This window comes from Chitinophaga sp. OAE865 (genome assembly GCF_040546735.1).
GTDB classification, from domain to species: Bacteria; Bacteroidota; Bacteroidia; order Chitinophagales; family Chitinophagaceae; genus Chitinophaga; species Chitinophaga polysaccharea_A.
In genome coordinates, this window is sequence record NZ_JBEPOF010000001.1 from 7,276,863 (window position 1) to 7,300,809 (window position 23,947).

Annotated in this window: 17 protein-coding genes; 4 read left to right on the top strand and 13 right to left on the bottom strand. The window is 46.4% G+C overall.

What is annotated here, in order from left to right; genetic code table 11:
• Positions 1–5: 5 nt before the first annotated feature.
• On the top strand, positions 6–1,070 hold the full coding sequence (locus tag ABIE50_RS28975; RefSeq protein ID WP_209862117.1) for an efflux RND transporter periplasmic adaptor subunit: 1,065 nt from the start codon (positions 6–8) through the stop codon (positions 1,068–1,070).
• 5 nt (positions 1,071–1,075) lie between these two features.
• A complete protein-coding gene (locus tag ABIE50_RS28980; protein WP_209862120.1) occupies positions 1,076–4,195 on the top strand; it encodes an efflux RND transporter permease subunit in 3,120 nt (1,039 codons plus the stop codon).
• 176 nt (positions 4,196–4,371) lie between these two features.
• On the opposite strand, the gene ABIE50_RS28985 is transcribed toward ABIE50_RS28980, so the two are convergent.
• Complete coding sequence (locus tag ABIE50_RS28985; RefSeq protein WP_142686357.1) at positions 4,372–4,698, bottom strand: DMT family transporter; 327 nt, start codon at positions 4,696–4,698, stop codon at positions 4,372–4,374.
• 126 nt (positions 4,699–4,824) lie between these two features.
• On the opposite strand from ABIE50_RS28985, the gene ABIE50_RS28990 reads away from it, so the two are divergent.
• Together ABIE50_RS28990 and ABIE50_RS28995 are read left to right on the top strand one after the other, a co-directional pair.
• Entirely contained in the window at positions 4,825–5,445 is a 621-nt protein-coding gene (locus ABIE50_RS28990; RefSeq protein ID WP_209862122.1) for a dihydrofolate reductase family protein, read from the top strand.
• An 11-nt stretch (positions 5,446–5,456) separates the two neighbouring features.
• Entirely contained in the window at positions 5,457–5,822 is a 366-nt protein-coding gene (locus tag ABIE50_RS28995; protein ID WP_142686355.1) for a DUF2200 domain-containing protein, read from the top strand.
• Positions 5,823–5,961: 139 nt separating this feature from the next.
• Here ABIE50_RS28995 and ABIE50_RS29000 read toward each other — a convergent pair whose 3' ends face one another.
• From ABIE50_RS29000 to ABIE50_RS29055, 12 genes are all read right to left on the bottom strand, one after another.
• Positions 5,962–7,440 carry a S41 family peptidase gene (locus ABIE50_RS29000; RefSeq protein ID WP_209862125.1) on the bottom strand — a complete coding sequence of 493 codons (1,479 nt, stop codon included), beginning with the start codon at positions 7,438–7,440 and terminating at the stop codon, positions 5,962–5,964.
• 76 nt (positions 7,441–7,516) lie between these two features.
• Complete coding sequence (locus ABIE50_RS29005) at positions 7,517–8,836, bottom strand: MutS-related protein (protein ID WP_209862128.1); 1,320 nt, start codon at positions 8,834–8,836, stop codon at positions 7,517–7,519.
• A complete protein-coding gene (locus ABIE50_RS29010; protein ID WP_209862131.1) occupies positions 8,833–10,146 on the bottom strand; it encodes a MutS-related protein in 1,314 nt (437 codons plus the stop codon). The genes ABIE50_RS29005 and ABIE50_RS29010 overlap by 4 nt, the downstream gene beginning before the upstream one ends.
• Positions 10,147–10,180: 34 nt before the next feature.
• Positions 10,181–12,505 carry an ABC transporter permease subunit gene (locus ABIE50_RS29015; RefSeq protein ID WP_209862133.1) on the bottom strand — a complete coding sequence of 775 codons (2,325 nt, stop codon included), beginning with the start codon at positions 12,503–12,505 and terminating at the stop codon, positions 10,181–10,183.
• Positions 12,505–13,440 (bottom strand): ABC transporter ATP-binding protein, encoded by a 936-nt coding sequence (locus ABIE50_RS29020; protein ID WP_209862135.1) that lies wholly within the window; start codon positions 13,438–13,440, stop codon positions 12,505–12,507. Before ABIE50_RS29020 ends, ABIE50_RS29015 begins: the two co-directional genes overlap by 1 nt.
• A gap of 29 nt (positions 13,441–13,469) precedes the next feature.
• Positions 13,470–14,237 carry a hypothetical protein gene (locus ABIE50_RS29025; RefSeq protein WP_209862137.1) on the bottom strand — a complete coding sequence of 256 codons (768 nt, stop codon included), beginning with the start codon at positions 14,235–14,237 and terminating at the stop codon, positions 13,470–13,472.
• A gap of 27 nt (positions 14,238–14,264) precedes the next feature.
• The gene (locus ABIE50_RS29030) at positions 14,265–15,725 is read right to left on the bottom strand and encodes a RagB/SusD family nutrient uptake outer membrane protein (RefSeq protein WP_209862139.1); all 1,461 of its coding nucleotides are present in this window, start codon (positions 15,723–15,725) and stop codon (positions 14,265–14,267) included.
• A gap of 10 nt (positions 15,726–15,735) precedes the next feature.
• Positions 15,736–19,023 (bottom strand): SusC/RagA family TonB-linked outer membrane protein, encoded by a 3,288-nt coding sequence (locus ABIE50_RS29035; RefSeq protein ID WP_209862141.1) that lies wholly within the window; start codon positions 19,021–19,023, stop codon positions 15,736–15,738.
• A gap of 227 nt (positions 19,024–19,250) precedes the next feature.
• Positions 19,251–20,462, bottom strand: a complete 1,212-nt coding sequence (locus ABIE50_RS29040; protein ID WP_209862144.1) for a FecR family protein — start codon at positions 20,460–20,462, stop codon at positions 19,251–19,253.
• Between the two features lie 63 nt (positions 20,463–20,525).
• Complete coding sequence (locus ABIE50_RS29045) at positions 20,526–21,113, bottom strand: RNA polymerase sigma factor (RefSeq protein ID WP_209862146.1); 588 nt, start codon at positions 21,111–21,113, stop codon at positions 20,526–20,528.
• Positions 21,114–21,280: 167 nt separating this feature from the next.
• A complete protein-coding gene (locus ABIE50_RS29050) occupies positions 21,281–22,597 on the bottom strand; it encodes a MutS-related protein (protein WP_209862149.1) in 1,317 nt (438 codons plus the stop codon).
• Between the two features lie 2 nt (positions 22,598–22,599).
• Positions 22,600–23,943, bottom strand: coding sequence for a MutS-related protein (locus ABIE50_RS29055; RefSeq protein ID WP_209862152.1), 1,344 nt, complete (start codon positions 23,941–23,943; stop codon positions 22,600–22,602).
• Positions 23,944–23,947: the final 4 nt, after the last annotated feature.

Sequence of the window (23,947 nt, forward strand, 5' to 3'; positions counted from 1 at the left end):
CTGAGATGAAAAAAAGAATCGTACTGATACTGGTTATCCTTGCAATATTAATTGGCATTGCGCTCAGGCTGGCATACAATAAAAAGAAAATTGCAGAGAAAAAATTACCTGCTGAAACTGAACATATTCGTATACCTGTCACTACCTCCACTGTGAAGTGGGAGATTATGCTGGAACGCCTGGTTAAAACCGGCACACTGGCGCCATTAAGGGAATCCAGGGTGTTCTCTGCCTCCGGCGGGCAGTTACAGAAAGTGATGTTCAGCCTGGGAGACCATGTAAGGAAGGGACAGTTACTCGCTATTATTGATAGCAGATTACTTGCTCTTGACCTGCAAAAGGCCGGGACGAATGTGGCAAAGCTGGAACGGGATGTTAATAATTACAGGGAGCTGCTGGAAGGAAACGCCACCACCCTTGAAAAAGTGGAGAGTATACAACAAAGCTATAATGATGCAGTAAATCTTGTTCAACAAATACGAAAACAGATAGCCGATGCGAGTATCAAAGCACCGGATGATGGTGTTATTGCTTCCCGGCCAATTGAACAGGGGACATTCATAGCCGCCGGAACAGAAGTGGCTTCAATAGTGAATATGTCGTCAATGAAAGTACAGGTAAATCTGACCGAAGACGAAGTTTATAAAGTAGCCAAAGGCCAGAAAATTGATATCACCACAGATGTCTATCCGGGAAGGATCATCCCCGGGGTAGTGACTTTTATTAGTCCCCAGGCTAACCAGGCCTTCAACTATCAGGTTGAGATTACTGCACCTGATAACAGATCCATGCCTCTGCGCGCGGGCACATTTGTTAATGCCGATTTCTCAAAGAAAACGGAACGGAAAGCACTGCTTGTTTCGCGGGAAGCACTAATCGGAAGTACTACCAATGCGGTTGTTTATGTAGTAACAAATGGAAGGGCTATCCTGCGGAAAATCAGGGTAGGTACAAATTACGGAGATGAGCTGGAGGTACTGGATGGTTTGAAAGATGGGGATGAGGTTGTTGTTTCCGGCCAGGTGAACCTGAAAGACAGTGCCTTGATTAACGTTATTAGTAAAGAATAAGATGTATGTCAATTACTGAAATCGCCATAAAACGGCCACTACTGCTTATTGTGATCTTTACGGTACTGATCTTGTTTGGGATACAATCGTACCTGAGCTTAAATTACAATCTCCTGCCAAAAATTGATCTTCCTACGGTTTCTATCAGCACAATTTATCCGGGAGCTGCAGCTGCTGAAGTACAAACCAATGTTACAAAAAAAATTGAAGATGCGGTTTCCTCGGTTGAGGGATTGGATCAAATCAGTTCAACATCCCAGGAGAATCTTTCAATAATTACAATTTCTTTCAGGTCGGGAACCGATATCGATAAGGCAGAACGTGATGTTCAGCGAAAGGCTGATCAAATTATCAATGAATTACCACCTGACGCTGAAAAGCCAAGGATAAGTAAAGTTAACCTGGATGAAACGCCGGTTATTAAAGCCGGCGTTACGGGAAATATGCCTCCCCGGAAATTCTTTGACCTGGTCGATAACCAGTTACGCCCAATATTACAGAACGTTCCCGGGGTGGGACAGGTCAACATTATCGGGGGAGAAAAACGGGAGATCCAGGTAAATGTAAGGCAGGATAGACTTCTGGATTATGGGCTTTCCATTGGACAGGTAACAAATGCTATCAGCAATGCAAACCTTTCCTTTCCCGCGGGGAGCATTGAAACAACCAACAAACAGCTTTCCATCCGTTACGATGCAAATGTGGATTCGGTTGGGGAGTTGCGTAATCTGATCATTTTTCAACACCCAACCCAGGGCGCCATCAAACTAGGCGATATCGCTGATGTATCAGATGGGGCGGCAAAGTCTACCGCAATTAACCATATAGATGGGATTCCATCAATTGGTATTCAAATCATTAAACAGAGCGACGCAAATGCAGTGGCAGTAAGCGACCGGGTAAAGAAGTCTTTTCATGAGTTAGAAAAACAATACCCGGGGCAGCAACTGCGGTTTAATGTGTCCTCCGACCAGAGTGTATATACATTGCATGCAGCTAATGCAGTTATGTTCGACCTGTTTCTGGCGGTGGTGATTGTAGGTATTGTAATGCTGGCTTTTCTCCATAGTATAAGAAGTGCAACGTTTGTACTAATTGCTCTTCCATCTTCTATCATTCCTACATTTATTGCCATGTACCTCATGGGATTTTCCCTGAATTTAATGACGTTAATGGCCATGTCTTTGGTAGTGGGAATCCTGGTAGATGATTCAATTGTGGTTCTGGAAAACATTTATCGCCATATGGAGATGGGGGCTGATCGTCGGAAGGCAGCCCTGGAAGGGCGAAATGAGATTGGTTTTACGGCCTTATCCATCACACTGGTGGATGTGGTGGTGTTTCTGCCGTTAGCATTAGCAGGTGGGATGATTGGATCAATTTTACGGGAATTTTCTCTCGTCGTTGTCTTTTCAACACTCATGAGCCTTTTCGTATCGTTTACGATCACACCTATGCTGGCAAGCAGGTTTGGTAAACTGTCGCATCTGTCTGCCAAAAGTATTTGGGGAAGGATTAATTTGAAATTCGGGTACTTTATCGAAATGATAAAGGAAGAATATGGCAGGCTGTTAAGAGTAGTGTTGAAAAGAAAGAGATGGTTACTGCTACTTGTAATGTGTTTGATATTGGGATCAATTGCGCTGGTCCCGCTGGGGTTTATTGGCGCCGCATTTATTCCAAAGGCAGACCAGAGTGATCTGATCATAAATATGGAATTGGAGCCAACAGCGAGTATTTACAAGACTAATATGAAGGTTCAGCAGGCCGAGAAGATTATCCGGGAACAACCGGAGGTAAAGAGGATCTTCTCCAGCATAGGGTTTGTGAGTGGAAGCGTGGCCGGAGCATCATCAAGTGCCAACCTGGCTGAACTGACGATTGGCCTGGTCGATAAGAAACTGAGAAGCAAAAGTTCTGAGGAGCTCGGAACGTATCTGCAGGAAAAATTAAGTAGTGTCATAGAGGGTGTTAAGTTTACGGTACCCTCTACTTCAATAACCGGAAATGTAAGTAACGCACCGATACAGATAGCCATCAAAGGCGTTGACCTGGGAGCAGTCCGCCAGGTTGCCGGTGAGTATATGAAGGTTGTGGCAGATGTTCCCGGAACGCAGTTTGTAAAGCTGTCCGTAAAAGACAGGAAACCTGAAGTGGACATCAGGCTCAACAGGGAGAAAATGAGTCTCCTTGGGCTCAATGCAGGTGCAGTTGGGGCTGCGCTTCAGAATGCGTTCAGTGGAAATGATAAGAACCAGTTCAAACAAAACGGGAATGAGTATGATATCAGGATAGAGCTGGATCAGTTTAGCAAATCGGACGTCAGCAATATAAGCAACCTGCCGGTAGTAAACTCAGATGGTCAGACAATACTGCTGCGGCAATTCGCGGATGTTAAAGAAACGCTGGGAGAAACCACTCTTCAGCGTATCGACCGGCTCGGATCCATAACGGTGCAGGCAAACGTTTCCGGGCGGCCAACGGGTACTGTAGCTACTGAAATTAAAGATAAAACAAAATCTATAAAGGTACCTGAAGGGGTTAGTATTGAGTACCTGGGAGACTCGAAGAATCAGGCAGATGCCTTTGGAAGCCTTGCTCTGGCACTGATCACCGCAATCGTACTGGTATATCTTATTATGGTGGCGCTTTATGAAAACGCGGTGTATCCATTTGTGGTGCTGTTCTCAATACCAGTGGCGCTGATTGGTGCATTGCTGGCGCTGGCCCTGACTCTGGAAACATTAAACATCTTTACGATCATTGGGATGATTATGCTTTTGGGATTGGTCGCTAAAAATGCTATTCTCATTGTCGACTTTACAAATAAACTCAAAGAGGAGGAATATGGAACTGTGGAAGCGCTGATAGAAGCAGGCAGGGAAAGGCTTCGTCCAATTCTGATGACAACGCTCGCAATGATTTTTGGTATGTTGCCCATAGCAATGGCAAAAGGCGCCGCAGCAGAGATCAAAAACGGGATGGCCTGGGTAATCATTGGGGGGCTCACAAGTTCTATGATCCTCACGCTTTTTGTGGTGCCTGCAATGTACCTGATTGTAGATGGTATACTTGACCGTTTTTCCCGTCGTCGTAAGCGGACCTCCATCGGGTGTACCTCATAAGCAGCAGGAAGACTGAACATAAAACAGATTATATCTTCTGTTCACTTATGGGTAACAATTACACATACAGTGTAAACAGTTGTAGGTTAGGTAAACGGCCCCGATGTTTATCGGGGCTTAATTCCCTTCGGCACAAAACGCCTAATCCGTGTGTATATCGCTTCATCTTAAGATGATTAATGTGATGCCGCCTTCAACCCAACAATAGAGGCTATCAATGTTACAATAAAGAACATTCTCCAAAAATGGGCAGGTTCATTAAAAACGAAGATCCCCATCAGGGCAGTACCAACTGCGCCAATACCTGTCCACACAGCATAGGCGGTTCCCAGAGGCAGACTTTGAGTAGCCTTCATCAGTAAAAGCATACTGGCCACTAATGAAAACAGGAAAGCACCGTACCATAAATACATGGCTGTACCTGTTGATTCCTTTGCTTTTCCGAGGCTGGAGGTAAATGCTACCTCGAACAGGCCGGCGATAATTAAAATAATCCAGTTCATAATCATTAATTTTAGTGTAATAAGTTCGCACAATAAAAAGGTAAAAAAGGTTATTACTATTAAAATTACGGCATCATACACAAACGTTACTCAAACCTCTGATTACGAAATACCTAAAAAAAAGTTATGAGCAAGATCAAAGTAGCGGCATTTTCAGTTTCCATGGATGGGTTCGGAGCAGGACCACGTCAGAGCCTGGAAGATCCACTCGGCATAAGAGGCGAAGAACTTCACACATGGATGTTTCAAAAAACAGACGGTAACAGCGGAACAGGTGTGGATAATAACATCGTTCAGAAGTCAATGGAGAATATAGGCGCCTGGATCATGGGGCGTAATATGTTTGGTCCGGTCCGCGGCCCCTGGCCGGATGATGAATGGAAAGGCTGGTGGGGCGAAAAACCGCCTTATCATGTTCCTGTATTTGTTTTAACTCATCATGCAAGAGAATCTTTTGAGATGAAAGGAGGAACAACGTTTCACTTTGTCACAGGTGGTATTGAATCTGCGCTCGAGGAAGCCAAAAAGGTGGCAAATGGAAAAGATATCCGTATTGGGGGCGGAGTTTCGACGATCCATCAGTTCTTACGGGCAGGCTATATAGATGAAATGCAGTTGACATTCTCACCCGTTTTTTTCGGATCAGGAGAGCACCTCTTTTCAGGAATTGATATACCTGCCCTGGGTTTCAATCAAGTTGAAAAAATAAACGGGGAAAATGCAACACACATTATTCTGAAACGTTAAAAATACAGGATATGGGCAATTCAAACACACAGGATCAGCGTATCGCAAAAATGATCTTTGCCTCGGTCTATCCATTGTACGTCCAAAAGATAGAAAAGAAGGGCAGAACAACCGAAGAGTTACATCAGGTCATAGAATGGCTAACAGGCTTCGATAACAGGAAACTGCAGGAATTGATAAAAGAAAAAGTAACTTTTGAAACGTTCTTTCAGCGTGCTTCGCTAAACCCCAATGCTCACCTCATTACCGGCGTAATTTGCGGGTACCGTGTAGAGGAAATCGAAAATCCTTTAACTCAACAGGCCCGGTACCTGGATAAACTGGTGGATGAATTGGCAAAAGGGCGGAAAATGGAGAAGATCTTGCGCGGATCCTAAGGTGGCCTGCTGCAACACTTTCACCTGCACTTCCAGTACGGACCGCTTTTAACAATGGCCATGGAAGCCGCTACGGCAGAAGATTGTGCCGGTACCATGAATACCGGCTACATCCGCATACAGGGATTTCCGCATACCATTACTTTCCTCCCCGGATCATATCCAATGTATATTGGATCTCCGGATCTTTGCCGGCTCGGATATACTGCTGAAACGCTTCAAAGCTCAGCTCCTTGTCGGGCAGGCAGCCCCGCCCATTATCCTGCTTAGCCTTCATAAAATACACCTCGCTCATCGGAACGGTCAGTTTACTTTTCGTTTTAGGCAGCATATAGGTATTGAACCATGCCGCCGTAGTGGATGCCTCGCCACTACCTGTTTCAGTGCCTACCAGCACGCCGCGTTTGTTATTCCTGACCAGCGCGGCAAAGTAGGTGGCAGCGCTTACCGTACCGCCGCTGATCAATACATACACGTTACCTTTAAAGCTGTTTTTATCGGGCGGATAGTTGGAAATAGAACCTTCTGTCAGGCGCGCATTGCCATAGTAAAACCCTGCCGCACTGTCGTAATCGAACCGCTGCTTCAGGAAGTTCTCGGTTTCCTTTACTTCCGTTTCTGCCATTTTGGTTCCATAACCATTCAGCAGGTTTTCGGGATCATGCAGCTGTATGTTCTTCGTCCGGTAATTGAAAACATTGTCGAACGGACGTAACGCCACAAAGGAATACAACAACGCAGACATATTCGGATTGCCTCCGCCGTTCGACCGGATATCTATGATGACGTTGCTGATATTACGCTTCTTTACTTCTGCGAAAAAATCATTCAGCTCCTTATACATGGCATTTTCCTGCAGCATAAATGTAAGAACGGTCAGGATGGCGGTAGATACCTTATCCTGGTACTCCTTCGTTACATAGGCACGCTTCAGGAAAGTATTAAAGGGCAGTTCTCCCAGGCTCCTGTTATGATAACCGGTTTTAGCATCCACTGCTTTCAGCAGTATGGTAGCGGGATTTTTAGCGCCATATTCCTTGTATACTACTTCATAGCTGTTGGCTTCCGGGAAAATGAGGCTGATAAACAAACTAAGACTTGTTGCGGTACGATCGGTTCCCGTTCTGATGAAGCCATCGCTATAAGTGGCGTAGCCGATTTCGCTGAGCAGCTTTGCAGCAGGCATTTTATTAATACTCAGTATCTCTGCACCGAAAGGAATGGTTTCTCCTTTGGCATTAACAATGATCCTGTCATTAAAAGTGGTAATGGCCAGCGGGAAGTGATTAATACCATAAAATACGTCCACCACACGCTCCTCATCATAATCCAGTTTCAGATGCACATCATTGAATAACTGTACAGGAGAATATCGTAAAGCGCTTAACAGCGACGGATCTTTATCAAGCCGGTTCATCAGGGAATCCATTTTCCTGTTAAACGTAACAGTGTCTGTGAACTTATAAGGGTTGGGATGCTGCTTCCTCAACAGCTCAACGGCATATTTAAAATCATCTTTCAGATCCTGCCTGGTAAACCCGGTAAAAGGTTGTACCTGGGCCAGGGCAGACGTGGAGAGCAGGGACATAAGTATCCCTGAGGCAAAAATTTGCTTCATGTTATTTATAATTTAAAAAAATGGTAGTCAACACGGTATATTACCGCGATACAACCAGGTGAATGTTTCTCCCGGATTACATTTTATTGATAAGCGCGATGATTCCCTCGTTTTCAATGATCATCATACCCTGCCGGTCTTCGGTAATACCTTCCTGTAAAGTGTAGGTATACCTGGGCACATTTCCCTCCAGTACGGTGGGCATAAACCGAAACTGTATATTGGGCAGGTCTTTCAGTGCTTCCCCCACTTCAATGATATGGGTGGATACGATAAACAGGCAATTGTTGTATTCGGAGAACCCTTTTGTAACCGCCAGGGTACCATCAAAAGCATCTTTCACATTGGTGCCCTTAAACAATTCATCGAACATCAGCAGCAGATGCCCGCCGCTGGCTGCGGCCAGCGCAGCATCCTTCACCCTTACTACTTCCGCATAGAAATGGCTGTATCCCATCGATATATTATCGGCCACGTTGATGCTGGAGAAAATGCCTTCGCGTACCGAAAACACCATTTCGGAAGCGGCTACAGGAAAGCCGATATGGGCCATGTACATACCTATACCAATTGATTTCATCCAGGTCGACTTTCCGGCCATATTCGCTCCCGTCAGGAACAGGACATTGCTGCCCTCCACCATTTGTATGTCGTTACCCACCGCTTTTGAAATACAGGGATGCCTGAGCCCCCGGGCATGGAACAGGTTTTCAGCTTTATCCACCGCCGTCGCGTAACAAAAATGCCGCTCGCGCGATACATTGCTGACCGCGATGTATACATCCGCTTCCGCAATAAACCGCAACACGTCTTTCATAGCTTCGTTGTGCCTGTTGCGTAGCAGGAAATCATACCCGGATACCGTTGCGGTTGACATCGGCTTGTAGATGTCGCTGTCCAGGATCCTGCGGATATCCTTTTGGTGCATAATAGCCAGCAAGCCTTCCACACGTTCCTGCAAAGGACCGTTTTCCCGCTTCAGTAACTCCAGCAATCCAAAACACTTCTTCAACGTTACGATCGTTGCCTGCAATTGCAACAGCGTGTTTTTGAAACGCCCGTCTTTCGTGAGGGCCGCCAGTAATTTTTGCAGTTGCAGGTCCACCGTAATGGCCCATTGCGATCTTCCTGCTGTAGTGTCAATATATTCCCGCATCAGGGCAACCTGGTCGGCCTCAAAAGGGAATGCGACGCTCTTCTCTTCAAAAAACTCAAAAATTGATACCCGCCGGTTGATAGCAGCGGCATCATTCAGCGGATGTGAAAACATCTCATCCATCAGTTTCTCCCCGATCCGTGTTCTCACCTTATTGAATAAAAAGTATACTGACCCCTGACGGAATTTCCCCATGAGGTTTAGCTCCCCTATCGATTGGCGATCTATTTTAAAACTCATAACTGCTTATTTAATCTTTTTCCACCTTTGTTTCCCTGCTTAAGAATATCCAGGATACCTTCATTATTAATAATGATCATTCCATGCTTATCATTGGTAACGCCTTCCTGCAGGGTATACGTGTATTCTGGTACAGTCCCCTTCATCACGGTGGGAAGAAAATAAAACGCGGCGCTTTCCTTTTTCCGTAGTTCGTCTGCAGCTTCTATAATATGAGAGGAGATAATGAACTTACTGTCTTTCCGGTTGGTAAACGCATTACAAACAGCCAGGGTTCCTTCCAGCGCATCCTTCACATTGGTGCCCCGGAACAGTTCATCAAACAATACAAACAGTGATTTCCCCTCACTGAGCTCCTGCCCTATTTTCTTTACACGCAACACTTCCGCGTAGAAATGACTGGCCCCTATGCCCAGGTTATCAGGCAGGTTGATCGTTGTATATACGCCGTCCATCACGGAAAATTCCATGGCCGCTGCAGCAACCGGGAAACCCATATGCGCAATATAAACTGCGGTACTGAACGAACGCAGGAAGGTAGACTTCCCGGCCATATTGGCGCCGGTAAGAAAAACCAGGTTACAGGAAGGGCCCATATGAAGGGTATTGGCAACTGCATTTTTTAAAAGCGGATGGTATACACCATCCACTTTTAAAATACTGGTCCCTTTCGGGTGCACCACCGGGAATACCATGTTATGTTTCGTGGTAACCTGCGCCACTGAAATATACACATCTATATGATAAATAAAATGCAGTAGTTGCAGCACTTTCCCTTTCTCCCTGCTACGGATCAATACATCAAAAGCCGTAACGGCGGCGAATGAAAGTCGGGCATTCGGTTTTTCGTTAAATACAGGTGCAAAAGCAGGGTCATTCAACACCGCTATAGCTGCCAGCCGTTCTTCCTCCAGCTCTTTCACCCCTGCTATTTCCGCCGATTCCAGGTACTTTCTGAGCGTATGGAAAAGATCGATCACCGAAATAATTCCATTCTGTACCTCCTTCTCACTGAGCGACACTTTTGCTCCGCCATCCGGGTTATCGTCAAATGAGATGTATTTCTCTGCCTGGTCCAGCATGGCGCCATCAAAGGGAAAGCTGGCCTTCATTTTCACGAATGCGGCAATAGTATTGATCCGTTTGATGATAGCTTCCCTGTTGTTCAGCGGCTTCCTGAACATGGCTTCCATGATGGTTTGCCCCCCACGGGTGAATGAATGGTTATAAATATCATAAATGCCCTGTGTGTCTGCTTTGGAAAACAAGCGCAGATCATCTATCGTCTGCATATCTGTCTGCAAATACATAATTATACTTTTTATGAAACAATTAAAGTACCCGCTATTTGCGTTTTCTTCTTATCAGTATGATGATAGCTGCCACCAGGATCAAAGCGGGTATTACATATTGAAGTATCGTCTTCAATGTTTGCGCCGGGCCCTTTTTAATCGTCAGCCATATATCTGTGGGCACTTTGAAATTATGATAAACCGGGTACCTGTTATCAACTGTGTAGCTGTAGAAGGCATTGCCATAATCCTTTCCATCTCCTCTTGCCGAAGACATCATGTCCGCATCGCTGGAAATAATGATCTTCTGCAATTTGCTGCCCATTTTCCGCGTAAGTTGCAAACCCACAGGATAAGGTGCTTCTCTCCTGTAATCTCCTTCTGCGGTATTGAATACCGGCGCTGCGGAGTCTACAACCAACACGCCTCTTTCTACCCAGGTATTTGCATTGTTATGTAAAGTGGTGATCTGCTCTACCTTAAATCCTGTAGTATCAGAATAACTCAATACACTGGCGCCAACAATAGCGGTATAGCAGGCTTTGACGATACCGTTCCTCAGGTAAAAAAACGGCTGTTCATCAGCCATGTCTGTACCTTTCTTCGCGATCAATCCCAAAAACTTGTGAGGCATATCCTGCGGGTTCAGCTGTACAATAGTCCCTTCATCTGCATTCACTCCTACATGATTCAGAATCGGGTTCATGATAAACTGCTTGCCTGGTTCGGAATAGAATATAGCATTTCCCCCTCTGTCGATATAGTGTTTAACACTATCGATAAGCCCATTATCCAGTATTGATTTCGGATCTGATATCACCAGTACATCCCCTGGGCCAAACTTACCGGCGCCCACGGCCGGGATAGTATCGAAATTTAATCCCATATTGATCAGCGCAAGCCTGGATAATTTGTTGACAGCATGGCTCCCATATTCCCGTTCACCGAACTTAAGAGGTGAACGCTCATAGTGACCTGTAAGGAATTTAAACGTAGGCGTTGTATCATTAATTAAACGCAGCAGGCTGCCGGAAACATGTTTCTCATACGGGAAAACCTCCGGATCGGGATAGGTTCTCAGGAACGTCTTCTTCCCTTTATACTCCACCTGCATCAGTAAGCCTTTTGTTTCCGACTCCAGGTCGATGAGCTTCCTGATCTCTGCTGGTTTTTTATAGATAGAAAGGTCGGTTTTATACATTTCCGCATACTTCTCTGCGATTTCATCCAGCGATTTTCCAGGGTATGACTGGAATATTGAACTGTCTCCCCTGGTCACGTCATAATAATACACATATTCAAACTCCATATTGTTATAAAAGCGGCGATACCTGGCCCAGAAGTTCCACAGGTAGTTATTGCGCGCAGCAGGTAATCCACTGCCCAGGTTATACCCCAGCAGGTTAGTATACAGGGTTATCTTCAATGGCGATCCGTCCAGCTGTTTCAATACTCCCTGTGTATTTTCATGGAGCGTATTTACTTTGCCTCTCGTCACATCCCAATACCCTATCAGCCCGTGCCGGGAGCTAACAACGAGTATAACAACCGTTACCGCGAATGCAGTCAGGTATCTGCCTGCCGATACACGCCATGACTTTGACTCGGTAACAGATTTCGTTTTGATGATGGTGAATATGATAAAAAGACAAATAATACTCAAAAAGTAAACGAGATCCTTTGTCGTGATCAGGCCGGCCAACAGGTTCTCGACCCGTCCTGAGCTGGAAAGGAAATAGGTGACATCCCGCACATAATCCGTTCCTTGGAACATTATGTTTAACATGGTGAACAGGATCAGCACCACAAATGTTCCGATCCCCGCAACGATCGGGTAAGCCGTTAAACTGGAGATATACATACCCACTGCCACATACATCGCTGCCAGTAAAAAGAAACCCAGCACCATTGCCATGATATGCAGGAACTCTACATTCTTAATAGAAAAGGTCAGTACAATCACCTCCGCCAGGAAAATCAGGATCATCAGGCACACAAAACTGTATACTCCCAGGAACTTACCCAGGATGATCTGCCGCGTTTTCACAGGTGACGAATGAAGTAACTTAATAGTTCCTCCGGCATATTCACGGTTGATCACGCCCATGGTCAGCAGCGGAATAAACAAAAAGAAGATCATCAGCACCGTATCGAGCCCCTTGCCGATCACCAATTTGGTCAGCGGCATATTAAGAAACCCGCTGAAAGCACTCCCCTGCAACTCAAGCAGGGTATCTTGCTGCAGTGCAGTATCCGCCAGGTTTCCCATAATGAGGCCCGCACTGGACATCAGGAATAAAATCAATACAAACCATGCGATCGGCGAAAAGAAGAAGTACCGCAATTCTGCCCGCGCTATATTAAAAACTACTCTCATTAGTGTAAGGTTGAAGAAGAATTTGATGATAATTGTTTGAATACATCGTCCATACCGGAAGATTCTGTGTGAATAGAAGTGAGTCTCCAGTTTTTCTCTGCGCTCTTCCTTACAATTCTTTCAGCCAGGTCGTCGTTGGGCTGGAACCAGATCCGGCATTTGTTATCCGGCAGCAACTCTACTTTCTGTACATCTTCCATCGCCAGCAATTCTTCCGGCGCAGGCATATGGAGCATTCTGGCTACCATGGTATTAGGCTGCAGTATGTTATTAAAAGCATCGAGGGTATCAGAAAACACCACCTGCCCGGATTCGATCATGATGATCTCTTTGGCAAGCAGGTTAACCTCAGACAATACGTGCGACGATAATAACACCGCATGGTCCTGCGCAATTTCCTTTATCAGTTTCCTTGCTTCAATGATCTGGTTAGGATCGAGGCCATTGGTAGGCTCATCAAGGATCACCACTTTCGGTTTATTGATGATGGATTGCGCGATACCAACCCGCTGGCGGTATCCGCCCGATAAATTCTTTATAAGACGTGACCTCATCTGCGTGATAGACGTTTTCTCAAGTACTTCGTCCACTGCCTTTTTGATCAGGCGTTTATCCATCAGTCTTAGCTGTGCAGAATACTCCAGGTATTCCTGTACAGTAAAGTCCATATACAGGGGCGCCTGCTGTGGTAAAAAGCCGATCTGCTTTTTGTACTCAATAGGATCATCTTTGATGTTCAACCCATTGATGGCAACATTCCCTTCCGTTTGCAGAAGGGTGCCGCAGATGATATTCATAGTGGTAGACTTGCCCGCTCCGTTCGAACCCAGCAATCCGACAACACCGGTATCATTGATCTCAAAATTTATTTCGCGTATGGCCCAGGAACTGGCATACTTATGCGATAGGTTCTCCACCTTTAATATAGGCTGCATATAATGTTACTTATGATTAAAAACTTGGATTAAAAATGACCGATACTTTTTGCACTGGCCGAAAAAACATCCTCTGAGGTCCATGTGCCGATTACCAGCATCGTACGTGCCTTAAACAGCCATTGGGTATTCAGTGCAGTTGTGCCAGGAAAGATATTTATTTCGGACATAGTGGCCAGTGTAACGCCTGTTGCATGATCTTTCACTTCAAAACGGAAGTTGTTTACAGATGCATTCACCGGAATTTTTATAAAATCAGTGAGTTGCTCATAGGCCAGGTTGGAGACCATGGTTCCCGGTACCGGTTCCAGTTGTATCACATCAATAGGCCTGTTATCAAAGAGATTAATAATCCGGAGGTTCGCTACACTGTCGTTCAGGCTGCGGGAAGGAAGTTGTTCCTTTACGGTTTTTTGCTTCACTTTCGTTGGACTACCATACACAAAATGTGTAAAGATCCCGCCCGGCGTTAGTTGCAGGCTTGTTTTCAGGAAAGGGTTACCGGGCTGAAGTGTGTCATTGTTCCTGAACAATGTAAGCGGTTGCTCCATTTTATCGGTAGCATAATCAAAAGAGCTGCCATTGCTGATATAAGACAGCTTACCATAAACTTTGGGCTGTGAATTTCCAAAATAGGCGGTCAGGAAGGAAGTATTGTCGTTAATTCCATTCACAATTGTCAGAGACGCCGGAAATATCTCTTCCCGTAATTCCTTCTTACAGGAAGTACCTGATATCAGCATCCACCCGGCTAACAGGCCTGCTTTGATATATTTTTTATAGCTGAATTGAAACATCTTTCTGGATTTAATGATGATCACTTTTTAGTTGTACCCTATATTCTGGGAGAGATTATTGTCCCAGCGGATTTCGTCCGGGGGAACCGGGTACAGCAACTGGTAAGGGTTCCACGGCTGTTTGTAAGATATCCCCGAAAGCACCTGTGTAGCCTTGCCCGTCCTTTTCAGATCCAGCCAGCGATGTCCCCATTCCGCGAATAACTCTGTCTGCCTTTCGTGGGCTATGGCATCCGTTACCTGCTGATCAGTTAAAGTATAAGGCAGCTCCTTTAACCCGGCGCGTTTCCTGATAGCGTTCAGATCATCGATCACTGCATTTTTATTGCCCGCACCCTGCAACATATTTGCTTCCGCCCTTACGAGGTACATTTCCGCAAGCCGCATCACTACATAATATTCGGATCTGTATCCGTTTATCACACGGTTGGTGGAGTTGATCTTATATTTGGCCGGGTAAAAACCGGAAGGGGTATATGGCCCGCCAACCACAGCCTCCGTCCATGCCGTTTTCCTGTTATCACCCGCTTCGAAAGCATTCATTAGCGATGGCGTAAGGTACCGGCCTGCCATAGCATATTGTTCAGGTGTAGCATTGCCCAGCGTTCCCGAAATATTGTTCTGTTTCAACTGGAAGATGACTTCCCTGCTGGAGATGCTGAACACAGTGTTCAGGTTTTCTAATTGAAACAGGTCTGTCCGGCCAATCACATCATTGGCATACTGCCAGGCTTTGCCGTAGTTTTTGGTAAACAGGTAAACCCGTGCCAGCATGGCTTTAACATACCATTTATTGATCCGGATACGCTCTGTATTATTGCCGTCATAATTTTCAGAAAGATACCCCGACGCTTCTTCCAGGTCATTGATGATCTGCTGGTATACAACGTCAGGGCTGGCGGAAGGGAGTTTCTGTGTATCATTATAATCGATGGATAAGGCAAGGGGAATTTTGCCGAACAGGTTTACCAGGTAAAAATATCCCATAGCCCTTACTGCCAGCGCTTCGCCCAGTACCCGTTTCCTGTAGGCCTGCGTAAACTCTTTTGACGTAGCGGTTTTCACCCCTTCTATCAGCGCATTGGCGTTGAAGATCCCTTTATAAGCCGACTTCCATATTTTCGGGGAATAGCCAATATTCTGCAATGTGATCCTGTTGGCTGTTTCCACGAAATACTCATCGTCTCCGCCGAGTGAAGGATGATATAGTTCATCCGCCGAATGGCCGGCAGCCAGTGTAATCCCCCCGGCGCTGTATAAAACGTTGCCCAGTTTTCCAAACGCATTGACTTCATTTTCTCCCCCGCTGATCAGGTAAGAATATAAACCGTTGAGCGCAATAGATGCCTGGTCGTCCGACTGGAAAACCTGGTTGGTGGTGATCGAATTTATCGGGTCCTTTATATCCAGCATTTTATTGCAACCCGTTATCAGTAATGCTGACAGGAAAACACCGGCTGTAGTTATACTGAAAATATTTTTTTTCATACGATTGATTTTAGAAGCTTAATCTCAGGTTAGCGGCAATCCTCCTGATCTGTGGCGTGGTGCCCAATTCAACATCAGACATCCTGTATTGCGATAGTTTGAAAATCTTTGACGAATTCACGGAAACCGATCCCTGTTTCATGCCCACCTTCTTTAGCCATGCTGCTGGCAGCAGGTACGACAAGCTAAGATTGTCCAGGCTGATATAGGCACCTTTGGCATAGTAGGCATCCGATCCGAAAAAACCGCCGCTGTTCCTGCCGGAATACATTGCATACAATGCTTTGTCGCCTGGTTGCCGCCAGTGTCTTTTTTCAATCTCATCGTACAACACCATGTTGGACATACCTCCGTACCCTACGTTATTCAACTGGTCTGCTACCAGGGATTTTTCAAAACTGAATTGTGCATCCAGCGAGAGTACCCGTTTGAAATCTACCCGGAGGCCCATCCCGCCAAAATAGTCTGGGTTCAGGTCAATCATCCTGTAATGGTCATCCAGCTCCGGATCCGGGAAATTCGTGGAACTCATTCCCACAGGGCTCATTCCATCCCCGTTGTGGTCCTCGAACACAGGTGTTCCTTTCATCGGGTTGATGCCGATATAGTGTGAGTAGGACTTGGTGGTTACGGAAGCGCCTATCCTGTACATATCTTTATAGGGAGAATCTTCCAGCCCGGGGAAGGCTACCAGCGTATTACTGTTCTTACTTACCTGGAAACGTGCAGTGAGCCCCCATGTATTCGTGTTCAGGATGGTTCCATCCAGCATCAGTTCCACTCCCCTGTTCCGGATAACAGCGGGCCAGTTGCCCACCACAGCAGGGAAACCCGTGAAGGCCGGCGTAGTAATGCTTGTCAATTGCTTCCCATCCCTGTTGCTGTAGAAGTTACCTTCAATATTCAGCATGCTGTTGAAAAATCCTAACCGTGCGCCCACTTCAAACTTACTGGCGCTGGACCAGCTGTATTTCTGGTTAACGGGTTGTATGAGCGTATAGATGGACTGATCATCGTAGTCAGGTAATTTATCAAGGTAACCCGTTAAAATATTCGACCAGCGGGAGAGATATTGATAATCGCCTACATTGGCATTTCCCATAACGCCGTAGGTAGATCTTATTTTAGCAAAGCTCAGCCAATTCATATCGGCGTCCTTAAACCAATCTTCGTTTGATAAAACCCATGAAACCCCTGCGGAGCCAAAGTTCCCGAAACGGGCGCCGCTTCCGAAACGCGAGGAGCCATCTCTTCTGCCGTTTAAACTAACGATGTACTTACTTTGCCAGTCGAAAGCCACCGTTGCCAGCAGGGATACAACTTTCAGCTGGGCAAAACTATTCGTGGCCTGTACCACCTGGGCATTCGAGTAGCTTTTGATGAGGTTATCGTTTGAAAACATCATCCCAATCAGCGTTACTGCATCCTGGTCGGCATAACTGTAATCAGCAGCCAGGGAAGCAGACACCCTGGCGCCTCCGAACAGTTTAACATAATTGATATTCGGCCTTATCAGCAGGCTCTTTCCGGAACCAGTGCCGAAAAAAGCCATGCTTATAGGAGAGAACAGGGGATCCTTCCCTGCTTTAGGCATATAGTTGCCTGATTTATTGGAAAAAAATTCCCCGCTGAAGCGAACGCCCGCTGTAAGGTCCTTGAGTATTTCGTAAGTAAACCCAACATTGGTCTGATTTTTCAGCGTTTGATTTTCTCCCCAGTTTTTAATACCGCTGAATGGATAATTGCTTGCATACTGGGTTCTGTACGGGGCAAAGTTGTATTCCCCGTTCTCATCATAAATGCCCGGAGCATTGGGTGGCAGCGAGAAAAAGTCGAACGTGGCAGCCGTTTCATTATTAGAGTAAGTATTATTGGTAGAAAGCTCCAGCTGCAGCTTGCCGTTCGGGCTTCGGTGGTTGAACGATATCCCCACCGTTAAACGGTCATTCCCCCTGCCCTGGTTGTACATTTCCGTTGTGGAGGTATATCCCACGCTTACGCGGTAGGTATTGAGCAGCAGGCCGCCTTCCACGCTCAGCTGTACATCGTTCGACTGCTCATTTTTGAAGAAGGCGCGTTGCCAGTCGGTATAGGCTTTAGGATCCCAGATGGTGAGATCCGGGGTATTATCCCTGGTGGGAGCAGCGGCATCATTCAGCATGGCTTCCCTTCTCACCGCCAGGTATTGTTCCGTATTCATCATATCCATGTAACGCTGTACGCCTGAAAAAACTTTGGAGTAGCTCACGTTAAACCTGGTAGGACCTGGCTTTCCTTTTTTGGTAGTGATGAGGATCACGCCGTTCGCCGCCCTGGAGCCATACAATGCGGTAGCATCTGCATCTTTCAGTACGTCCACGCTTTCAATGTCCAGTGGATTGATCATGTACAGCGGGCTTTCTGAAGTGGAATAGCCACCCTGAACAGGTGTGCCTGCTCCCAATGGATTAACGGACAAAGTAGCAATCGGTAAGCCGTCTACCACATAAAGCGGGTCTGTATAACTATATTCATTGAGCACATTGCGCCCGCGTAATTCCACTTTCCTGGCGCCCGCCGTGTTGGCCGACTGGCTGATCCTCAGGCCGGGCACACGGCCCGCAATCGCATCCAGCACATTTACCACAGGCTGTCTTTCAATATCACTGGCTTTTACGGTAGCAATATTGGCTGTACCGGTCCTTTTATTAGTGGTACCCAAAACAGTGACCTGCACCTCATCCAGTTTATTTTCTGAGAGCGCCAGTTCTATGTTGTACGACTTTGCAGCAGCAATGGGCTCCGTTATTTTAAACAGGTGATCCACATACCCGATATAGCTGATCCGCATCTGGTCGCCCATCCTTACCGGCACCTGTACAGAGCCGTTCCCTGCAGTCAGATAATTCCGTTTGTCGGTAAGATTGCTGACAGTAGCGCTGACCAATGGTGTATAACCGGAAGAATAAACATAGACGTTTATCATTTCCTGTTTCGCCGGCACTGTATCAACAGCCGGCACAGGATCTTTCCGGGACACCAGGATGTTCTTGTCGATGATCCGGTAGGTCAGTGACTGGTTCTCAAATACCTTATTGAGAAAGGCGCCCAGGTCTGTTCCCCGTGCATTGATGGTGACCGGTTTTGCTACCGATAAAACGGTAGCCTTATACAGGAAAACATAATCAGTTTGCGATTCTACCGCTGCGAAAACTTTTTCCAGTGCAACGTTTTTACCGTTAAAGCTGATGTTCTGTGAAAGGCCTCTGGCAGACACCTGCAGCAGGACCACGGTAAGGAGAAAGAATGTTAGCTTCATAACTAACAGAGATTTGGTTGAGCTACGTTTCCATCCATAGGGAAACCGTGTGCAATTAAAAATAATTGGCATAACTTCGCATGATCCGCCCCTTCTCATAAGGGGCGGAATGTTTAAGTGAATAAATAAACAGTCCTTCCTGATTGTGATTATTACATTACTTGAACATTCGCCGGGAGTGTCGCGAGCACTTCCGGTTTTGTTTTAGCAACCTCTTTTACTACCCGCTATTTTACATACAAAACATTCCCTTTCAGTTCGAAATTAACATCCATCATTTCCAACACTTTTAATACATCAGATAAATTGGTATTGCGGTGCATTTTTCCTTTAAAGATTACATTATCCGGCTTTCCGATGTATTGTACATCTATATTGTACCATCTTTCCAACTGGCGCATTACGCTGTACAGATCCATGCCGTCAAAATTAAACAGGCCGTTTTTCCATGCGATGATTTTACCCGGGTCGGGTGTTTCCGTTACGGTCAGCGTAGCTGCCGCTGATGCATCCGGTTTGCTTAAAATCCCTGTTTGCCCGGGCACAAGCACCTGGGGCTGGGTGGTATACCTGCTGCGCGGCAGCGGCGTTATTTTCACAGCACCGGTCAATAGTGTTGTGCGGATTGTTTTCTCGTCGTCGTACGTGTTCACATTAAATGAAGTACCCAGTACTTCCAGTTTCATCCGGTCGGTTTCCACTACAAAAGGTTGCCAGCTCCTGGCGGCTACTTCAAAATAAACTTCCCCGTTGATCTTCACCCTTCTCTCCTGTCCCTTAAAAGCGACGGGGTATTGTATGGAAGATGCTGCATTAAGCCATACTTCCGTTCCATCAGGAAGAATAACGTGGTACTGCCGGCCTTTGGGTGTGGTAATAGTATTGAGGGCCGCCCCGTCTGTTGCGGCACTGGCATCGTATTTAAGCTCATTATTCTTCAGCGAGATCTGAGTGCCGCTCTGCGTAGCGATTTTTCCTTCGCCCAGGCTGTCCAGCACCAGTTGAGTACCGTCTGCCAGTGTAAGAATGGCGCCGTTTTTACCCGGTGGAATATCATACCGGGCCGATTCCCGGCCCAAACGGTTAAAATTTTGCGTGTTATATGTCAGCAGGTAATAGGCTGATATGCCTAACACCAGTACAAGCACTGCTGCCGCCCATCTCCACTTGTGAAGGAACTGCATCCGGTGTACGTTTGATTTTACAGGTTTGCCGGAAAGAAATCGTTCCAGCGCCGCGGTTTCATTAAACCGGCCCATTGCACGCACGTTTTGCTGCCGTACCTCAGGATTGTTCAATTCCATCCATAACTGCCGGTTTTCGTCGCTGGCAGCGATCCACGCATCCAGCTTATCCTGCTCATCGGCCGTAAGCATACCCTGTTGCGAACGGAAAATAAGCGTTGCTATGACGAATGGATCGTTTAAAGAAGACGCCATGTCTGATGTGTTTATCTTATTACAACATGGTATCCCGGTTGTACTAAAAGAACCGAAAAAAAATTATGAGTGGAGGGAAAATGACAGGAATAAGGTAATTACAGCCGGCGACAGGCGCATTCTCAGCAGCTTCATGCCCCGGGTTTTCTGGTTTTTAACCGTTTGGAGTGAAATGGAAAGGATGTCGGCGATCTGTTCATTTTTAAGTCCGTCGATGTAACTCATGCGGACGATCTTCCCGCATTGCTCCGGCAGGTTGCTGATCTCGCGGTAGATCATCCTGAAAACCTCCATGCGGATGATGTCCAGCTCCTGCGCGGTGGCCGCGTCTTCCTGCTCGTGAAGAAATCTGGCCTGGCGTTCCTTGCTATGCTGCGCCCCTTTCAGAAAATTAAGGGCTGCATTACGTGTAGCCTTGTAAAGAAAATCTTTCAGATGCCGGAGGTCTTCAAACGCATATGGCTTCTGCCATAATCTTTCAAAAACATCCTGCACAATATCTTCTGCATGCCCCGGCTCGCCGATGATCGATTCGGCGTAGTGGCAAAGCGCATTATAATACTCTTTAAAGATATAAGAATAATGCAATGTATCCCCCGAAGTCAATCCCCGCAAAAGCTGATACTCATTATAGAAAGATTTCCGCGACAAATTTGCAGCCCGATTTTTAGTTGAAATGTAAAAATAATCAAAAAATCAAGCTATAAAAATGCAATTGACAAGCGGAACTTAGAATCAACCACTGTTTACTCTCCCCGCAATTGGCTGATGGCGGAGGAAGTGCAAAAGGAATAATTGCTGATAATAACCGGGATCCATCACTCCCCGATCATCTCCAGTATCCCTTCATTCCGGATGATCATCATTCCCTGCCGGTCTTCCGTGATACCTTCTTCCAGCTTATAGGTATAACGTGGCCGGGAACCCTCCATCACGGTAGGTAAAAAGGCAAACCGGATATTTTCATATTCCTGCAAGGCTTCTCCTACTTCAATGATATGAGTGGAAACGATGAACAAACAATCGGTATATCCGGCAAATGCAGCTGTTACAGCCAGCGTACCATCATAGGCATCTTTTACATTGGTGCCTTTAAACAGCTCATCAAACATCAGCAACAGGCGTTGCCCGGTAGCCGCGGCCAGTGCGGCCTGCTTCACCCTTACCACTTCTCCATAAAAATGACTGTACCCCAGATGGATATTGTCCGACACGTTAATGGATGAATACAGCCCTTCACGTACGGAAAACTGCATCCTTTCGGCGGCAACAGGGAAGCCCATATGCGCCAGGTACATCCCGATGCCAATGGATTTCATCAGCGTGGATTTACCAGCCATATTCGCACCCGTTAAAAACAGCACATTACTATGCCCATGCAGGGACAGGTCATTACCTACCGCATTTTCAATACAGGGGTGCCCGAGCCCTGTTACAGCAAATATATTTTTTTCAGGCGCCAGCGCCTGGGCATAAGTAAAACCCCTGGAACGGGCTACGTTACTTACAGCTATATTTACATCCAGCTCATAAATAAATGAAAGGATATTCTCCATCTCTTTACTAAAACGGCCCTTTAACAGGTGGTCGTACTGCGCCAGTGTTTTAACAGGCAAGGCCTGGTAAATATCCGTATTCAGCAGGCGTTCCAGCCCTTTTTCAGACAGTACCTGCCGCAATGCTGCCACCCTTCCGGCATAAGGTCCGGCATCTGCCGCCATTTCCTCCAGCACTGCATAACATTTCTTCAGGATAACAATGGTAGCCTGTAATCCCTGCACAATTTTCCGGTAACGCTCATCACGGGTTAAACCGGAAAGCAGCTTTTTCACGAAAATATCTCCCAGCATAAATGCTGCACTTTTACCGGTGCCGCTGTCCAGGTATTCCCTCATGGAAGTGACCTGCGCCACATCAAAAGGGAAACTCATGCCCGCCTGCTGAAAGTAACGGAACACGTTACTTCTTTCGTTGATGGCAGCTGCGTTTTCCAGCGGATGCTGGAACATCCCGTCCAATAACCGCTCACCGCCCCTTGTTTTTACCTGGTTGAACAAATGATATACGGAACCATTGCGGTACTTACCCAGCAGGTTCAGTTCATCCATTGTTTGCCTGTCTATACTAAAGCTCATGATTATTGTATCTGTTTTTTAGCAATGTCTTTTTTTACTTCTGCCACCTTACCAGGCTTACGGCCATTTTTCAATATATCCAGTATACCTTCATTACGGATGATCAGCATACCATGGCGGTCATCTGTAATTCCTTCTTCCAGTGTATAAGTATATTCCGGTGTATGCCCTTTCATCCGGGTAGGCAGGTACAGGAAACCGATGCCGGGTTCTTTCCGCAGGTCTTCTCCCGCTTCCACGATATGCGAGGAGATCACAAATATGCTGTTCTTCTTCCGGGCAAATGCGGCGGTCACTGCAACGGTGGCCTCATGCGCATCCTTTACATTGGTACCGCGGAAAAGCTCATCAAATATTACCAGCAGCGATTTACCGCTTTTCAGTTCAGCCGCCATCTTTTTAACACGCAATACTTCTGCATAAAAATGGCTGGCGCCGATACCAAGGTTATCAGGAAGATTAATAGTAGTGTAGATACCATCCAATACGGCAAACTCCATTGACTTTGCCGCCACCGGGAATCCCATATGCGCAATGTATAAGGCAGTACTCATGGAACGCAGGAAAGTGGACTTTCCCGCCATGTTGGCGCCGGTAAGGAAAATAACATTGCGCTGAATGCTCATGGTCACATTATTGCCCACCGGTTGGGCAAGCGACGGATGATACACGCCTTCCAGCTTCAGCTGACAGGGACCTTTGTCCAATGCCCTGGGGAATACCAGGCGTTTGTCTGTTGCCACTTTTGCCACCGACAGGTATACATCAAGCGCATAGAGGTATCCCAGCAGCTGCATGATCCTATGACGCTCCCTGGTCCTGAAAAGCTGGTCATATGCCGTGATAGCGCCATACGACAATTTATTCTTTTGTTTCTCGTTCAACGCCGGCTCCAGTGTGGGAACGGCCAGCAGGGATTCGATGGCGGCCCGCTCCGGTGCATAGGCAGCAATGGCGGTAATAGCGCTGCCCTGTATCAGTTGCCTGGTTTGCTGTAGCAGCGATATCACTGCTGTTACCCCATTGGTAATATCTTTCTCGCTCAGCACAAACTGGCTGCCGGAGTGCTGCGTGTGCCCGTCACCGTGCGACAGGTATTTCTCGGCCATATCGAACAATGGCGCTTCAAAAGGGAATACCGTGTTTAAACGGGCAAAATGCCCGATGATACTACTCCGCCGGTTGATCTGGTCTTTATCAGAAAGCGGGTGACGAAACATTTCTTCCAGTATCTTCTCTCCACCCCGGGTATGGGTATGATTATAGATATCATAGATACCTGCAGCATCCCGCTTACCAAATATCCGGAGATCATCAATTGTTTGCTCGTCTGTATGCAAGATCATATTT

Coding starts and splice junctions, on each gene's coding strand:
- ABIE50_RS28975 (WP_209862117.1), top strand. CDS start 6: ATGAAAAAAAGAATCGTACTGATACTGGTTATCCTTGCAATATTAATT.
- ABIE50_RS28980 (WP_209862120.1), top strand. CDS start 1,076: ATGTCAATTACTGAAATCGCCATAAAACGGCCACTACTGCTTATTGTG.
- ABIE50_RS28985 (WP_142686357.1), bottom strand. CDS start 4,698: ATGAACTGGATTATTTTAATTATCGCCGGCCTGTTCGAGGTAGCATTT.
- ABIE50_RS28990 (WP_209862122.1), top strand. CDS start 4,825: ATGAGCAAGATCAAAGTAGCGGCATTTTCAGTTTCCATGGATGGGTTC.
- ABIE50_RS28995 (WP_142686355.1), top strand. CDS start 5,457: ATGGGCAATTCAAACACACAGGATCAGCGTATCGCAAAAATGATCTTT.
- ABIE50_RS29000 (WP_209862125.1), bottom strand. CDS start 7,440: ATGAAGCAAATTTTTGCCTCAGGGATACTTATGTCCCTGCTCTCCACG.
- ABIE50_RS29005 (WP_209862128.1), bottom strand. CDS start 8,836: ATGAGTTTTAAAATAGATCGCCAATCGATAGGGGAGCTAAACCTCATG.
- ABIE50_RS29010 (WP_209862131.1), bottom strand. CDS start 10,146: ATGTATTTGCAGACAGATATGCAGACGATAGATGATCTGCGCTTGTTT.
- ABIE50_RS29015 (WP_209862133.1), bottom strand. CDS start 12,505: ATGAGAGTAGTTTTTAATATAGCGCGGGCAGAATTGCGGTACTTCTTC.
- ABIE50_RS29020 (WP_209862135.1), bottom strand. CDS start 13,440: ATGCAGCCTATATTAAAGGTGGAGAACCTATCGCATAAGTATGCCAGT.
- ABIE50_RS29025 (WP_209862137.1), bottom strand. CDS start 14,237: ATGTTTCAATTCAGCTATAAAAAATATATCAAAGCAGGCCTGTTAGCC.
- ABIE50_RS29030 (WP_209862139.1), bottom strand. CDS start 15,725: ATGAAAAAAAATATTTTCAGTATAACTACAGCCGGTGTTTTCCTGTCA.
- ABIE50_RS29035 (WP_209862141.1), bottom strand. CDS start 19,023: ATGAAGCTAACATTCTTTCTCCTTACCGTGGTCCTGCTGCAGGTGTCT.
- ABIE50_RS29040 (WP_209862144.1), bottom strand. CDS start 20,462: ATGGCGTCTTCTTTAAACGATCCATTCGTCATAGCAACGCTTATTTTC.
- ABIE50_RS29050 (WP_209862149.1), bottom strand. CDS start 22,597: ATGAGCTTTAGTATAGACAGGCAAACAATGGATGAACTGAACCTGCTG.
- ABIE50_RS29055 (WP_209862152.1), bottom strand. CDS start 23,943: ATGATCTTGCATACAGACGAGCAAACAATTGATGATCTCCGGATATTT.